Below are 15,058 nucleotides of genomic sequence, written 5' to 3'. Positions count from 1 at the left end.
TTAACGACGATGATTGATTTTTTACCCATAGCAAAGAGAGAGATAACCATGTTTGGTAAAGGCGGCCTTGGCAATATAATGAAGCAAGCTCAGCAGATGCAGGAAAAAATGCAGCAGATGCAGGAAGAGATTGCAAAGATGGAAGTCACCGGTGAGTCTGGTGCAGGTATGGTTAAAGTCACTGTAAACGGTGCTCACAACTGCCGTCGCGTGGAGATCGATCCAAGCCTGATGGAAGATGACAAAGAAATGTTGGAAGACCTGATTGCTGCAGCCTTTAATGACGCAGCTCGTCGTGTTGAAGAGACGCAAAAAGAGAAAATGGCTCAGGTTTCTGGCGGTATGCAATTACCCCCTGGCTTTAAGATGCCGTTCTGATGCAAACCAGCCCACTGTTAGAGTCTTTAATGGAAGCCCTGCGCTGTTTACCTGGCGTAGGGCCGAAGTCTGCACAGCGTATGGCTTTTCAACTGCTGCAACGCGATCGCAGCGGCGGCATGCGTTTGGCACAATCACTGACCAAGGCTATGTCTGAAATTGGTCACTGTCGTGATTGTCGTACCTTTACGGAAGAAGAAGTTTGTACCATTTGTAGCAATCAGCGTCGTCAAAACAGCGGCCAGATCTGCGTAGTGGAAAGCCCGGCAGATATCCACGCCATTGAGCAAACGGGTCAGTTTGCCGGTCGATACTTTGTGCTGATGGGGCATCTTTCTCCGCTGGATGGTATTGGTCCGAATGATATTGGACTGGATCGTCTGGAAGAACGATTAGCATCCGAAAAAATTAATGAAGTGATTCTGGCGACTAACCCAACGGTAGAAGGTGACGCCACCGCTAACTTTATCGCTGAAATGTGCGGTATGTATGGGGTGATGGCGAGCCGTATTGCCCATGGGGTACCAGTGGGTGGTGAGTTAGAGATGGTGGATGGCACCACGTTATCGCACTCTTTGGCCGGGCGACAGCAGATTAAGTTTTAGCTCTGAGATAGTTTCGTCCACCATTAGTCCTGTGCCTGAATCAACATTTGTGCAGGTGGCCGAGCAGGAGGCGCTTGGGCGAGCGCCTCCTGCACCTCCGCGCCTTCGCACACGAATTCAGGTCGCCTGACGGCGACTGCCTTCTTCCTTCATTCGGGCTTACGCACCGGCGCAGAGCCGCTCCCTACGTCGCTGCGCCTCGCCGAACATCCCTGTTCGGCGTGCTACCCTCTTTCAGTCGTCAGCTGAATTCCAGTGCTCCTGAAGGTCAAAATATTAAAGTCAAAAGATGAAGGTCAAAAACTGCTTCGTTGTTGTTGCTTTAGCTTCAGTTATTATGTTTTTTTAACTATCCTCCTACCATTACCTTGAAAACCCTCACCTTAATCCCCATCTGTTTAGCATTCCCATAGAGTCCAGGGCATGTAGAAATCTGCCTGAGTAAAATCAAGTAATTGAGGTAAGTAATGAGCATGAAAAGTCAGGAAACCAGAGGGTTTCAGTCAGAAGTTAAGCAATTATTACATTTGATGATTCACTCTCTCTACTCCAATAAAGAGATCTTTTTGCGTGAGTTGATATCTAACGCTTCCGATGCGGCAGATAAATTACGTTTTCGCGCGCTTTCCAATTCAGATTTATATGAAGGTAACGGTGAACTTTGTGTGCGGGTATCGGTTGATAAAGAGAAACGTACCCTGACGCTGAGTGATAACGGCATCGGCATGACTCGTGACGAAGTGATTGATAATCTGGGTACCATCGCTAAGTCAGGAACTAAAGCGTTTCTGGAGTCGATGGGAAGCGATCAGGCGAAAGATAGTCAGCTTATTGGTCAGTTTGGCGTTGGTTTTTATTCGGCTTTTATCGTTGCGGATAAAGTAACGGTTCGTACTCGTGCCGCTGGAACAGCAGAAGATCAGGGCGTTTTCTGGGAGTCTGCGGGTGAAGGTGAATACACCATTGCAGATATCAGCAAAGCTGACCGTGGTACCGAAATTACACTGCACCTGCGCGAAGGTGAAGATGAGTTTTTAGATGACTGGCGCGTGCGTTCCATTATCAGCAAATATTCCGACCACATTGCTTTACCGGTAGAGATTCAGGTTACCGAAGAGAAAGAGGGCGAAGAGCCGGTGGTTAGCTGGGAAAAGATTAATAAAGCCCAGGCATTATGGACTCGCAATAAAGCGGAAGTGACAGACGAAGAGTATAACGAATTCTACAAGCACGTTTCTCATGATTTCAGCGATCCGTTAGCCTGGAGTCACAATCGGGTAGAAGGTAAACAAGAGTATACCAGCCTGTTGTATATCCCTTCTCAGGCTCCATGGGATTTATGGAATCGCGACCATAAACACGGGCTAAAACTGTATGTTCAGCGCGTATTTATTATGGATGACGCTGAGCAGTTTATGCCGAACTATTTGCGTTTTGTCCGCGGTTTGATTGATTCTAACGACTTACCGTTGAACGTTTCCCGTGAGATTCTGCAAGATAACCGTATCACCCAAAGCCTGCGTAATGCCTGTACTAAACGGGTTCTGCAAATGCTGGAAAAACTGGCCAAGAACGAAGCGGATAAATATCAGCAATTCTGGCAGCAGTTTGGTCTGGTGTTAAAAGAGGGGCCGGCAGAAGATGGTGCTAACAAAGAGAGTATCGCTGGCCTGTTACGCTTTGCCTCTACCCACAACGACAGTGATGCACAAACCGTCTCTCTGGCTGATTACATCGGCCGTATGCAAGAAGGTCAGGAGAAGATTTACTACATTACTGCTGATAGCTATGCAGCGGCGAAAAATAGTCCACATCTGGAGCTGTTCCGCAAGAAAGGCATTGAAGTTCTGTTGTTATCCGACCGTATTGATGAGTGGATGATGAGCTATCTGACCGAATTTGATGGTAAATCTTTCCAGTCAGTCAGCAAAGCGGATGAAGCGCTGGACAAACTGGCGGATGCAGAAACTGAAGAGCAGAAAGAAGCTGAAAAAGCACTGGAACCTTTCATTGATCGCACTAAGACCTTGTTGGGTGATCGGGTAAAAGAAGTTCGTCTGACCCATCGTTTAACCGATACGCCAGCCGTAGTAACTACTGATGCGGATGAAATGTCGACGCAAATGGCTAAGCTGTTTGCGGCAGCAGGCCAGAAAGCACCAGAAGTGAAATACATCTTTGAACTGAATCCAGACCATGCATTGGTTAAGCGTGCATCCGAAGTTACCGATGACGCTACTTTTGGCGAGTGGATTGAGTTACTGTTAGATCAGGCATTACTGGCAGAAAAGGGCAGTCTGGACGATCCAAACAGCTTTATTCGCCGTATGAACCAACTCCTGTTGAAGTAATAATGACAGAAAGTTAACTGTACTAAACAGGCCGATAGTCCATGTCGGCCTGTAAATTTTTATTCATTTGAAAACCGCACAGGGAATAAAACCGGTAAAAAATACAAAAATAGTATATTTATTTCAGTAGGTTAATGTCCTTTTTTGTTTATTATGGCCTTTATCTCTGCTCAATCTGCCTCTTGAGCATCCTGACGTAGGGTGATAAGGTTCGCTGGTTTTCCATAATTTTTATATAAAAGCTAAAATTCTAGGGGATTTACGCAATGCGTATCATTCTGCTTGGCGCTCCCGGCGCCGGTAAAGGCACTCAGGCTCAATTCATCATGGAGAAGTACGGTATTCCGCAAATCTCCACCGGCGACATGCTGCGCGCAGCAGTAAAAGCAGGCTCAGAATTGGGTAAGCAAGCAAAAGAACTGATGGATGCCGGTAAGTTAGTGACCGACGAACTGGTTATCGCTTTGGTGAAAGAGCGTATCGCTCAGCCAGATTGCAAAAATGGCTTCCTGCTTGACGGGTTCCCTCGCACTATTCCACAGGCAGATGCGATGAAGGAAGCGGATATTCAGGTAGATTACGTACTTGAATTCGACGTTCCGGATGAAATCATTGTTGAACGCATTGTTGGTCGTCGTGTCCATGCTGCTTCTGGCCGTGTTTATCATATTAAATTCAACCCATCTAAGGTTGAAGGTAAAGATGATGTTACCGGTGAAGAGCTGACTATTCGTAAAGACGATCAGGAAGACACCGTGCGTAAACGTCTGGTGGAATACCATGCGTTAACTAAACCACTGATTAATTACTACAGTGCTGAAGCAAAAAGCGGCAACACCCGCTATTTCAAAATCGACGGTACCCGCAAAGTTACTGAAGTTAGCGATGAGCTGGCTAAAATTTTGGGATAATTCCCGAACGGTTTGAAGAACAAAGGCGACTCAGGTCGCCTTTGTTGTATATTAAACTGAATGCGTGTCAGATAATTTAGGGATAAATATCATGGTTCAATATCTTCGACTGTTGATGGTTGTCGCATTATTGGCGGGAACCAGTGCCTGTAGTTCTAATCCTGAGGTCGGAGTCATGGAAGCGCCGGGGGTATCATCTTGTGTATCCGCTGAGGAGGATGATGGTACGGCAGACTGCGTTAATTACGCTCCGGATGAACGTGTTGGTAGTGATATTGGAGTTCAGGATGCCGTAGCAGATGCTCCGGCCGTCAGGGCTGTTGAATAGTTTAAATCTCAGGCTATCGCAGCAGGTGCCATAATCAATCAACATAAGGCAGCAAGCGTCGGAATGAGTCAGTATAATATTCACTATTCGCCGCTAACATTTATCCCGGGAAATTATGTCGTCAGAACTCATCACAGATCTCACTGATTCTTCGCTTAATCGGCCTAAAACCGGCATCTTACTGGTTAATTTAGGTACGCCTGATGCGCCAACTGCGGCTGCGGTTAAGCGTTATCTGACTCAATTCTTACAGGATCGCCGGGTTGTGGATCTCAATCCATTGGTGTGGGCTTTTATACTGAAAGGGATAATTCTGCCACGTCGGGCACCCAGAGTTGCGAAACTCTACCATGAAGTCTGGATGGAGGAGGGCTCTCCGCTATTAGTTTACAGCCAGCGCCAACAGCGTGCATTGGCCGCTCGTTTACCACAGGTACCGGTAGAGTTGGCAATGACCTATGGTTCTCCTTCTGTTAAACAGGCACTTGACCGGTTACAAAGCCAGAATATCAAGCGTCTGGTGGTGTTACCGCTCTACCCGCAATACTCCTGTTCAACCACAGCAGCAGCCTGGGATGCACTTTCTGCTGAGCTGGCTAATCGTCGTGATCTGCCGGAAATCTCGTTTATTCGTGATTATGCAGCGCATCCGCTGTATATCGAGGCATTAGCGCGTTCTATTCAGGTGTCATTTGAGCTCTATGGCAAGCCAGATTTGTTGCTGTTCTCTTATCACGGTATTCCGCAGCGCTATGCAGATGAAGGTGATGATTATCCTCAACGCTGTGAAGCCACCACAGCTGGCGTTGTTGCGGCTTTGGGGTTAGAGCCTTCGCAGTACAAAATGACCTATCAGTCGCGTTTTGGTCGTGAAGTCTGGCTACAACCCTATACAGATGAAACCATGCGCTCACTGCCTTCACAGGGAGTAAAATCCATACAGGTGATTTGCCCGGGTTTCGCATCAGACTGTCTGGAAACCATTGAAGAGATTGAACAGCAGAACCGAGCCTTTTTTATGGAAAATGGCGGGGAGAGTTATCACTATATTCCTGCACTAAATGACAGTGCTGACCAGATCGACCTGTTTCAGGCGTTGGTTACCGAACGCGGATTATAATTAGCTTCTTATAAAATAAAGGCCAGTACTTGCCAAACGGCAGGTCACTGGCCTGATTGTTACTACTGAAGATTAAATGGGGCAACCTTCCATCATGGTGTCTTTTTTGCTTTCTCTGTCCTGATGCAATTCATCAATCATACTTTGTGCAATTTCACGCTCACCCATAATCACGTGGTTTGCACCACGTTCAGAAATGTATTCTACTTCGTCATCATAATGGGCTCGGGCAATAATCATCAGGTCAGGGCGTTGAGAACGGGCATAGGCTACAATCTCACCGGCTTCATAACCGTTAGGTGTAGTAACCAGCATACAGCTGGCACAGTCCAGTCTGGCCAATGTCATAATTTCATGATTACCGGCGTTACCCAGAACCGTACTGATATCGCGCTCCCGCAGAATTTCTACTCGTGAAAGTGAATTCTCAACCACCACTAATGGAATGTTCTGATCGTGCAGACGTTCGCAAAGGATATTACCGACCCGGCCATAACCGACCAGGATCACATGGTTACACATATCCACTGGAACCTGTGCCACTTCTTCTTCCACCACTTCTTCAATAATTTGATCTTCAATGGTTTCTGTCTTGGCAAGATATTGCCCAATCAGGTTAAACACCAGTGGGTTAAGCAGAATAGAGAGAATGGCGCCAGCCAGAATCAAACTCTGACCATCTTTATTCAGTACACCTAATGCAACACCCATACTTGCCAGTATAAAGGCGAATTCCCCAATTTGTGCCAGACTGGCAGAGATGGTCAGTGCGGTACGTTTTGAATGGCCAAACATACGTACAATCAGGAACGCGGCAATAGACTTGCCCAGTACGATAATCACCAATGTACCCAGTACAGCTAATGGCTGTTCAATCAACGTCATTGGCTCAAACAGCATACCAACGGAAACAAAGAACAGTACCGCAAATGCATCGCGTAGCGGCAGGGTATTTTGTGCTGCCCGGTGGCTCAGTTCAGATTCGTTAAGTACCATACCGGCAAAGAATGCGCCAAGAGCAAATGAAGCCCCAAACAGCTGCACAGAGCCGTAGGCGATTCCCATAGCGATAGCCAGAACCGAAAGGGTAAACAGCTCGTTGGAGCCGGTACCGGCGCTTTTTGCCAGTAACCAGGGTACTACCCGACGGCCGACTACAATCATCAGTACAATAAAGGCAATTACTTTACCAAGCGTTATGCCCAGAGAAATAGCCAGATTGGTAAAGTCACTGTGTCCTTGCTGCATAATGCCGGTGATCGCGGGTAACAGAACCAGCGCCAGCACCATAGCTAAATCTTCTACAATCAACCAGCCAATTGCTATCTTCCCCCGCTGGCTTTCAATCAGCTGTCTCTCTTCAAGCGCTCGAAGTAACACCACGGTACTGGCGGTGGAAAGACACAATCCAAATACAATACCGGTCATCATATCCCAGCCTAATCCATAAGCCAGGCCCATACCGAGTAGTGTTGCAACGGCTATTTGTACAATAGCGCCGGGAATAGCGATCTTTTTTACTGAAAGGAGGTCTTTGAGTGAGAAGTGCAACCCTACACCAAACATCAGCAGGATTACGCCAACTTCGGCTAACTGATGGGCTAGGGCTTCATCAGCGACAAATCCTGGAGTGTGTTTACCTGCGACAATCCCTGCAATCAGATACCCTACCAGAGGGGAAATTCGCAGACGATTGGCAATGAGGCCAAAAATAAAGGCCAGTACCAAGCCTCCGGCAATAGTGGTAATGAGTGGTGTAGAATGATCCATCAACGCTCCTTTTTGTTGTGGGGGAAAAGGGGACGTTTTAATTTTATGGTATTTATCGTACTTTTGCTTGGGAATATTTGCTATTTATGAAAAAAAGTATCAATTAATTACTGAATCGATTAAAGAGAGCCATTTCTACAATATTGAATCATTATCATCATGCTCCATAAGGTTTTTCCCTGCGTAGAAATTCTTTTTCTACGCAGGAGTCAACCTGATTACTACACCTTATGCTCAATATTTGGTAGCAGAGCGGTCAAAATTCCCAGCAGAGGAAGGAAAGAGCATATATGGTATACCGTCTCTATACTGGTTTGGTCGGCAACATAGCCCAATGCAGCGGCTCCCAGCCCTCCCATACCAAATGAGAGACCAAAGAATAAACCGGAAACCATGCCAATTTTCCCCGGAATCAGCTCTTGTGCATAGACTAAAATGGCGGAAAAGGCCGAAGCCATAACCAGACCAATAATCACGGTTAAAATACCGGTCCAGTACAGTGATGCATAGGGTAAAATGAGGGTAAACGGAGCTGCTCCAAGGATAGAGGCCCAAATAACATATTTACGCCCAATTTTATCACCGACAGGCCCGCCGATGATGGTTCCTGCGGCAATAGCAAATAAGAAAACAAATAAGTGTATCTGAGCATTTTGCAGAGTAACGCCGAATTTATGCATCAGATAAAAAGTATAATAACTACTTATACTGGCCAGATAGAAATATTTAGAGAAGATCAGCGAAAGTAGAATAAATAGCGAAAAGGCAATGGTGCTATTGGGCAATTTCTGTGCGGTAGATGGCCGTAATGGTTTTCCACCGTTGCTACGTTGTTGAGCTTGATACCAACGACCAATTTGTAATAGCACCACGATAGCCAGTAAAGGGGCAATAGCAAACCAGGTTAATGTACCTTTGCCATAAGGTGCAATGAACGCTGCAGCTAATAATGGCCCCAGTGACGCACCAAAGTTACCACCAACCTGGAAGATAGATTGCGCCATACCATGACGTCCTCCGGAAGCCATGCGGGCAACTCGGGATGATTCAGGATGGAATACCGAAGAACCGGTACCTACCAGCGCAGCGGCTAACAGCACCATATGAAAGTTTGAAGCATAAGCCAGCAATATCAGACCAATCAGCGTGAATGCCATCCCTACCGGCAGCGAGAAAGGCTTAGGGTGTTTATCAGTATAGAGCCCGATTAATGGCTGCAATAATGAAGCGGTTAACTGGTAGGTCAGGGTGATTAAGCCTATCTGGCCAAATGACAGTGAAAACTCCCCTTGTAGCATCGGATAGATGGCAATAATCAGGGATTGCGTCATATCATTAAGCAGATGGGAAACGCTGATTGCGCCTAATATGTGAAATGATGTTTTGCGCGAATTATCCACTGTGGGTGGCAATGTATCGGTACTGGTTTGATTTGTCATAGTATTCGTTATTGTTGCTGAAGATGCCTTAGAACATAGCCTAACCCAAAGCACAACCGATAAAGCCCTGAGCCGGACTTTATCGGTTGTACTTATGTTAAATGGGTGTGAAGTCAGTATAGCGTGGTGATGGTTAGCAATAAAAGCGTTATTGTGTGTTAAATCGCCATTTTGGTGAGGAATTAACGGCCTTCGGCTGCAATAGGGGCAAAGGTGGCTGAGGTTAAACGACACAGGTCAGCCGGTGCCAGTTCAATATCTAATCCACGTTTGCCACCAGAAATATACATTGTGGGAAAGGCTTCTGCTCCGGCATCAATGACGGTAGGAAGTCTTTTTTTCTGTCCCAATGGGCTGATACCACCAACCAGATAGCCGGTAACACGCTGAGCCTGCATTGGATCGGCCATTTCTACTTTTTTAGCGGACAGCGCTTTAGCCATTTTTTTCAGATCCAACATGCCGGATACCGGTACAACAGCTACGGCTAACTGTTTTGCATCGCCATTAATGCTGACTAACAGGGTTTTGTACACGCGTTTGGCATCCAGACCCAGTTTATTTACCGCTTCATCACCGAAATTGGTTTCATTAGGATCGTGATCGTAAGGATGCAGGGTATGGCTTACTTTTTGTTTTTTTAACAGATCAACAGCGGGTGTCATAGAAAATACCTTTCAAACTAACTGTCAGTAATATCAAAAATATGGCTAAAGAGGCGTGGTATTATCATAACCCGTTACGCCCGTATTTTCTTTCAATAGCTGTAGCAAATTATGCTCACCAAACAGGTGTAAGGCGCCGACCACTACCACATATTTTCCTTTTGGCAGCGCCAATAACTGCTGCTCCCACTGGCGATTGCGATTGGCAACCATCAGATCGTACAGTTCGCCCCCCATGCCGTAGGGTAAACTAAGGGGTTCATTATTAGGGTGTTGATTTAACCACCAGCCCACCATAATTTGCATTAGCTGTTCGTTATCCTGCCAGTGAGTCAGTGAATCCTGCAATAAAGGAATACCATTATTGGGAAGCTGTTCTAAAAGATTAAGCTGCTTTTGAGCGCCTTCCAGTTCAATAATCGGGATGTCTTGCTGATTTGCAATTTGTATCACTTGGTAGTCAACACCATATTCCCCTTGCAGGCCAAATTGTTGAGCCTGAGTATTTTGTAATACCAGTGCCGCCTGCCAGCCAGACTCTGTAGCGATATGTTTAATGTCCAGTTTGAGCTGTTGGCTAATTTTAGTCAGTTCCAGATACTCAGGTTCACTTAATCGTTCAGATAGATGAGGATAGTCACTACGGCCGTTAAAATTAACCGGTTTGGAAATATCGACTTCAACAATTATTCCATCAGCCTGTTTTAGACGTTCCAGCAAAGGGGCAGGGAGAGGAGACATATCCTTAGTCCCCATATGAATGCTTCCAACCAGATGCAGCTGACTACCGTTAGGCATCACCATGTCATAGGCAGGATAAGCACAAGCCAGTGGTGGAGCTAAACCTAAAACGATAGCCAGTTTTCGCAGAGTTTTGATCATCAGAATTCTCAAGCCAGGAATAACATCAGTTTATTAAGCATTAGTCATGCCAGGGGATCAAGGGGCGTATTATTAATCGATGTAAAAAAACAACTTATTTTAATTGACATTGCAATTATTTCATATTTAATTATTTCGTTTTTTACTTATATATCCGTGCTGTATTAAATGGATGAGTTATATATTTATATAAAGGAATTGTATGAAAAAAGTATTATTAGGTTGTCTTGTCGTTTGCAGTTTAGTTTCAACCAGTACAGTTTTAGCTGACACTCAAACAATATCTGCTGGTTATGCACAAAGCAAAGTACAGGATTATAAAAATATTAATGGTTTTAACCTTCAATATCGATATGAATGGGATTCACCAGTGAGTTTACTCACTTCATTTACTTATATGAGCGGTAGTGATAGCAATTCATATAATGATTCCTGGGGAGACCATTATAAAAATAGTCTTGATGTGAAGTATTATTCTTTATTAGTCGGGCCAGCTTATCGTTTGAACTCTTATGTGAGTTTATATGGTGCTGTTGGTGCTTCTTATACTAAATCTGATGGTTCTTATGAGTGGTACAATAGTGTAGGCGCTGATGAAGATGATGGACATCTGAAAGGCAGTTTGTCTAATAATTCAACCGAGTTTGCTTACGGTGCTGGTGTAATCATTAATCCAACAGACTATCTGTCTTTCAATGTCGGTTATGAAGGTTCAAAATTGGATCTGATGGGTAGCCATAGCATTAATGGATTTAATGTCGGTATAGGTTATAAATTCTAAAGTTGATGCATTGAGCATCATTGCATTAATAATATATAAAGTATTTTTTCGAAAGGCTTCAGCAATATTTTATTGATTAATATTCTAAATAAAGATGAAGCCTTTTTAATATAAGGTTAAATAAAATTTCACTGTAAGTATATTCTATTTAACTCGATATAATTATTTTTTAATGAATGGCTATGATTTGGTTTTATGCCGTTTTGTATTTTTATAGTTATCCATTCCTCAATGTTTAAAATGTGAAAATAAAAATCCGGATGATAAGGACTGTATCAATATCGTTTTAAACCCCAATCAAACGATCTGTTTTTTTTTGTCTAAACTTACCCAATAACACGACTCAGGAAATCATCATGATCAGTTCTCCATCTATAAGCCACGCGCTGGTGATAGCCATTTCGGCAGGTATTCGCGTTAAGGAAGTTTATGAGAGCGTGTCAAAAGTAGAGATGGTGATTTATATGTCCAGTGTATTAACGCTGGATGTTCGTCGGGTTATTGAAAGGGAAGAGCCGTCTTTACGTTACTGGTCAACGGAAGAAACACCAGACAATCCAGCCAGTGAGGGGTTTATCTGTGATGAATACCATGTTGGAATATCATTTCCTAAATAGATGTTGTGATGAATATAAAAGTGCCCCGGCCATGATAAACCACGCAGGGGCACTATTTTGATTCGAGTTTTAACTTTAGCTCAATTACCCTTTAGGTTTAAACCGCAACAGTCGGTTGGCATTCCCTACCACCGTAATAGATGACAGGGCCATTGCTGCGCCAGCGACTACAGGGCTAAGTAACGCGCCGGTTAAAGGATAAAGTACACCAGCCGCGATAGGGATACCCAGGGAGTTATAAATAAAGGCTCCCAGCAAGTTCTGTTTCATATTGCGTAATGTTGCTTTCGACAACGCCAATGCATCGGCAACGCCACTCAGACTATGGCGCATCAGGGTGATAGCCGCGGTTTCAATAGCAATATCACTACCGCCTCCCATGGCAATACCTACATCAGCACAGGCCAGTGCCGGAGCATCATTGATGCCATCACCGACCATGGCAACTTTATGGCCTGCTTGTTGTAGCTGCTTAATGGCATCGGCTTTACCATCGGGTAAGACACCGGCAATCACTTTATCAATGCCAGCCTCTTTAGCAATCGCCTTGGCGGTAACTTGATTATCCCCGGTTAGCATCACCAGTTGATAGCCTTGCTGATGTAAGCGTTGCAACGCCTGAATGCTGTCGTTTCTTAACGGATCGCGGATGGCGAATACCGCCACCAATCTACCGTTTGCTGCCAGTAATACCGGTGTAGCGCCTCGTTCTGCTTCAGTACGAATAGCCTCAGCAGCGGCGCTGATATCTACCTGCTGTTCATTCATCAGACGATCGTTACCCAGCAAGAGTACGGTTTCACTAACGGAACCACTAACCCCTAAACCTCGCAGAGTGCGGAACTCACTGACCTGCGGCAGACTTATTCTTTCTGCTTTGGTCATAATTGCGTGCGCTAATGGATGGCTGGCACCTTGTTCTAATGCCGCCGCCCATTCCAATACCTGATCTTCTGTTGACTGATTAAAGGTATGAATAGCGGTAACCTGCGGTTTGCCTTCAGTCAGAGTACCGGTTTTATCAAAAATCACAGTATCCACTGCGCTGGCCTGTTGCAGCGCATCCGCATCACGCACTAAAACACCTAATTCAGCGGCACGACCAACGCCGGATATAATTGACATCGGCGTAGCCAGACCCAGCGCACAAGGGCAGGCGATGATTAGCACTGTGGTAACAATCACCAGGGTATATACCAGTTGTGGCTGTGGCCCTATCAGATACCAAATCAGCCCGCTGATTAATGCAATAGCGACCACCACCGGTACGAATATCGCGGAGATACGGTCAGCCATACGACCAATTTCTGGCTTACTGCTTTGTGCCTGGCGAACCAGCTTAATGATGCGAGCCAGCGTGGTTTGGTTACCGATAGCACCTGCACGGAACAGGGCGCTACCATCCTGAACCACGGTACCGGCATGAACACGATCCTGTGCTGATTTTTGCTGTGGCATGGCCTCACCGGTCAGCATGGCTTCATCCAGCCAGATCTCACCCTGTATCACTTCGCCATCTACCGGAACCCGATCGCCGGCGGTAAGTCGAATCGACATACCCACCTGAACTTCAGACAGGGGGATCACTTTCTCACCCTGTTCGGTAACCACTTTGGCGGTTGGCGGTGTAAGATCCAGTAGTCGTTCAAGTGCTTTTGATGAACGCTGCCTTGCCCGCTGCTCCAGTGCATGTCCTAAATTGATCAGACCGATAATCATGGCGCTGGCTTCGAAATAGATATGTCGGGCAGCCATCGGGAAAATTTGCGGCCAGATAGCAACGCTGATGGAGTAAATCCAGGCGGCACCGGTACCTAATGCAATCAGGGTATCCATAGTGGCGCTTCGATTCATCAGGCTACGCCAGGCATTCACATAGAAGTGCCCCCCGGCGGCAATCATTACTGCCAGCGTTACCAGACCGGTTACAATCCAGTAAGGTTGGTTATCAGTAGTTACCATCATGGTGCCGCCAAAGACGCCCCACAGCATAAGTGGAATACCTAATGCCAGCGCCAGTGCGGACTGCCAACGGTATTTACGAATACTTTTTTGGGAGGTTTCTTGCTGGCGAGCGCGGCGTTGATCTTCATCCTGAATGATCTCCGCTCCATAACCGGCTTTCTGCACTGCATTGATCAGTTCAGCCTGCTGTGGCTGACCAAAAACCATGGCGCTGCGCTCTGCCAGATTGACTCGTGCCTGTTCAACGCCGGGAACGCTTTCCAATGCCTTTTGAACTTTGTTAACGCAGCTGGCGCAGCTCATACCGCTAAGCAGTAATTGTACGCTGTCATCGTTATCATCTGACATTACGGTTGGTAATACGTCTGCCGGATGGCTATTCTCCGCCGCTGTCATTGGCTCCGGCTTTTCTGATACTGACAGCGGCTCAGTTTTTGGGTGAGTGGTACCCGTGCTCAGGCTGGCTTCATAGCCAGCTTGTTTAACGGCTTCAATGAGTACTGAAGGTTCTGCGCTACCGTAGATGTCAGCTTTATCTAATGTAACATCCGCGGCCAGCACGCCATCAACAGCTTCCAGTGCTTTGGTCGTTGCACCAGTGCAGTGACCGCATGAAAGACCTGACAGATCTAATGTTACATCTGGTTTGGCGGTTTCAGCCTGATAACCGGCCTGTTCAACCGCAGCAATTAACTCAGCGTCAGGCAATTCACTGACGACTTTAGCCTGAGTAACATTTACATCGCTGGATTGTACGCCGGGTAGGGCGTCCAGTGCTTTTTTAACTCTACCGGCACAACCCATGCAGGACAAACCGGTCAGTTGCAAAATAGTAGTGTGTTGCATAATAAACTCCTGATTACTTGCTTAGATTTTTCTACCGTAATTGGCTTTTCTTAGCTGTAATGGAGTTTAAACCTTCCAGCAACGGGAAGGTCAAATGATTTTTTGGTATCTGATAAAAAGGGAGAATATTTATACTTACAGATTTATAACACCCCAATAGCGCCTTAATTATGAATGGTGAATTTTTATTGATTTTTTTATCACTATAAAGCGAATCAGCGGAATTGGTGGGGACATTTATTTCTACATTTAGTGCCGCTTTTACGCATCTGGCGATATCTGAAAAAAATTATTAATACATTGTATTTTATCATTTTTATTTCCCTATTACATTTTAAAACATTTTTTTAATAAGTTTAATAATCTTTCTTAAATGTGTGTCACTTCCGGGTTTTCAGGA

General features: G+C 45.5%; 13 protein-coding genes. 8 read left to right on the top strand and 5 right to left on the bottom strand.

Annotated features, from left to right (window positions below; genetic code table 11):
* Nucleotides 1-48: 48 nt before the first annotated feature.
* From I2494_RS04235 to hemH, 6 genes are all read left to right on the top strand, one after another.
* The gene (locus I2494_RS04235) at nucleotides 49-378 is read left to right on the top strand and encodes a YbaB/EbfC family nucleoid-associated protein (RefSeq protein WP_130593684.1); all 330 of its coding nucleotides are present in this window, start codon (nucleotides 49-51) and stop codon (nucleotides 376-378) included.
* The gene (recR, locus tag I2494_RS04230) at nucleotides 378-983 is read left to right on the top strand and encodes a recombination mediator RecR (protein ID WP_218465297.1); all 606 of its coding nucleotides are present in this window, start codon (nucleotides 378-380) and stop codon (nucleotides 981-983) included. Before I2494_RS04235 ends, recR begins: the two co-directional genes overlap by 1 nt.
* Before the next feature lie 473 nt (nucleotides 984-1,456).
* Entirely contained in the window at nucleotides 1,457-3,334 is a 1,878-nt protein-coding gene (gene htpG / locus I2494_RS04225) for a molecular chaperone HtpG (protein WP_218465984.1), read from the top strand.
* A gap of 266 nt (nucleotides 3,335-3,600) precedes the next feature.
* On the top strand, nucleotides 3,601-4,245 hold the full coding sequence (gene adk / locus I2494_RS04220) for an adenylate kinase (protein WP_218465298.1): 645 nt from the start codon (nucleotides 3,601-3,603) through the stop codon (nucleotides 4,243-4,245).
* 91 nt (nucleotides 4,246-4,336) lie between these two features.
* Nucleotides 4,337-4,573, top strand: coding sequence for a hypothetical protein (locus tag I2494_RS04215; RefSeq protein ID WP_218465299.1), 237 nt, complete (start codon nucleotides 4,337-4,339; stop codon nucleotides 4,571-4,573).
* A gap of 115 nt (nucleotides 4,574-4,688) precedes the next feature.
* On the top strand, nucleotides 4,689-5,693 hold the full coding sequence (gene hemH, locus I2494_RS04210; protein WP_218465300.1) for a ferrochelatase: 1,005 nt from the start codon (nucleotides 4,689-4,691) through the stop codon (nucleotides 5,691-5,693).
* 72 nt (nucleotides 5,694-5,765) lie between these two features.
* Here hemH and ybaL read toward each other — a convergent pair whose 3' ends face one another.
* The 4 genes from ybaL to I2494_RS04190 form a co-directional block, all read right to left on the bottom strand.
* On the bottom strand, nucleotides 5,766-7,463 hold the full coding sequence (ybaL, locus tag I2494_RS04205) for a YbaL family putative K(+) efflux transporter (RefSeq protein WP_218465301.1): 1,698 nt from the start codon (nucleotides 7,461-7,463) through the stop codon (nucleotides 5,766-5,768).
* 221 nt (nucleotides 7,464-7,684) lie between these two features.
* Entirely contained in the window at nucleotides 7,685-8,902 is a 1,218-nt protein-coding gene (locus tag I2494_RS04200; RefSeq protein WP_218465302.1) for an MFS transporter, read from the bottom strand.
* A 182-nt stretch (nucleotides 8,903-9,084) separates the two neighbouring features.
* Nucleotides 9,085-9,567: a Cys-tRNA(Pro)/Cys-tRNA(Cys) deacylase YbaK gene (gene ybaK, locus I2494_RS04195; RefSeq protein ID WP_218465303.1), complete on the bottom strand. Its 483-nt coding sequence runs from the start codon at nucleotides 9,565-9,567 to the stop codon at nucleotides 9,085-9,087.
* A gap of 45 nt (nucleotides 9,568-9,612) precedes the next feature.
* Nucleotides 9,613-10,449: a TraB/GumN family protein gene (locus I2494_RS04190; protein WP_218465304.1), complete on the bottom strand. Its 837-nt coding sequence runs from the start codon at nucleotides 10,447-10,449 to the stop codon at nucleotides 9,613-9,615.
* 202 nt (nucleotides 10,450-10,651) lie between these two features.
* Between I2494_RS04190 and I2494_RS04185 the strand changes: the two genes are divergently transcribed.
* Both I2494_RS04185 and I2494_RS04180 read left to right on the top strand, forming a co-directional pair.
* A complete protein-coding gene (locus tag I2494_RS04185) occupies nucleotides 10,652-11,230 on the top strand; it encodes an Ail/Lom family outer membrane beta-barrel protein (RefSeq protein WP_218465305.1) in 579 nt (192 codons plus the stop codon).
* A 356-nt stretch (nucleotides 11,231-11,586) separates the two neighbouring features.
* On the top strand, nucleotides 11,587-11,847 hold the full coding sequence (locus I2494_RS04180) for a hypothetical protein (protein WP_218465306.1): 261 nt from the start codon (nucleotides 11,587-11,589) through the stop codon (nucleotides 11,845-11,847).
* An 84-nt stretch (nucleotides 11,848-11,931) separates the two neighbouring features.
* Here the strand turns inward: I2494_RS04180 and copA are convergent, their stop codons facing one another.
* Nucleotides 11,932-14,658, bottom strand: coding sequence for a copper-exporting P-type ATPase CopA (gene copA, locus I2494_RS04175; protein ID WP_218465307.1), 2,727 nt, complete (start codon nucleotides 14,656-14,658; stop codon nucleotides 11,932-11,934).
* Nucleotides 14,659-15,058: the final 400 nt, after the last annotated feature.

The organism is Limnobaculum allomyrinae, assembly GCF_016649425.1.
GTDB lineage: Bacteria > Pseudomonadota > Gammaproteobacteria > Enterobacterales > Enterobacteriaceae > Limnobaculum > Limnobaculum allomyrinae.
This window is presented reverse-complemented; position numbering and strand designations above follow the sequence as displayed.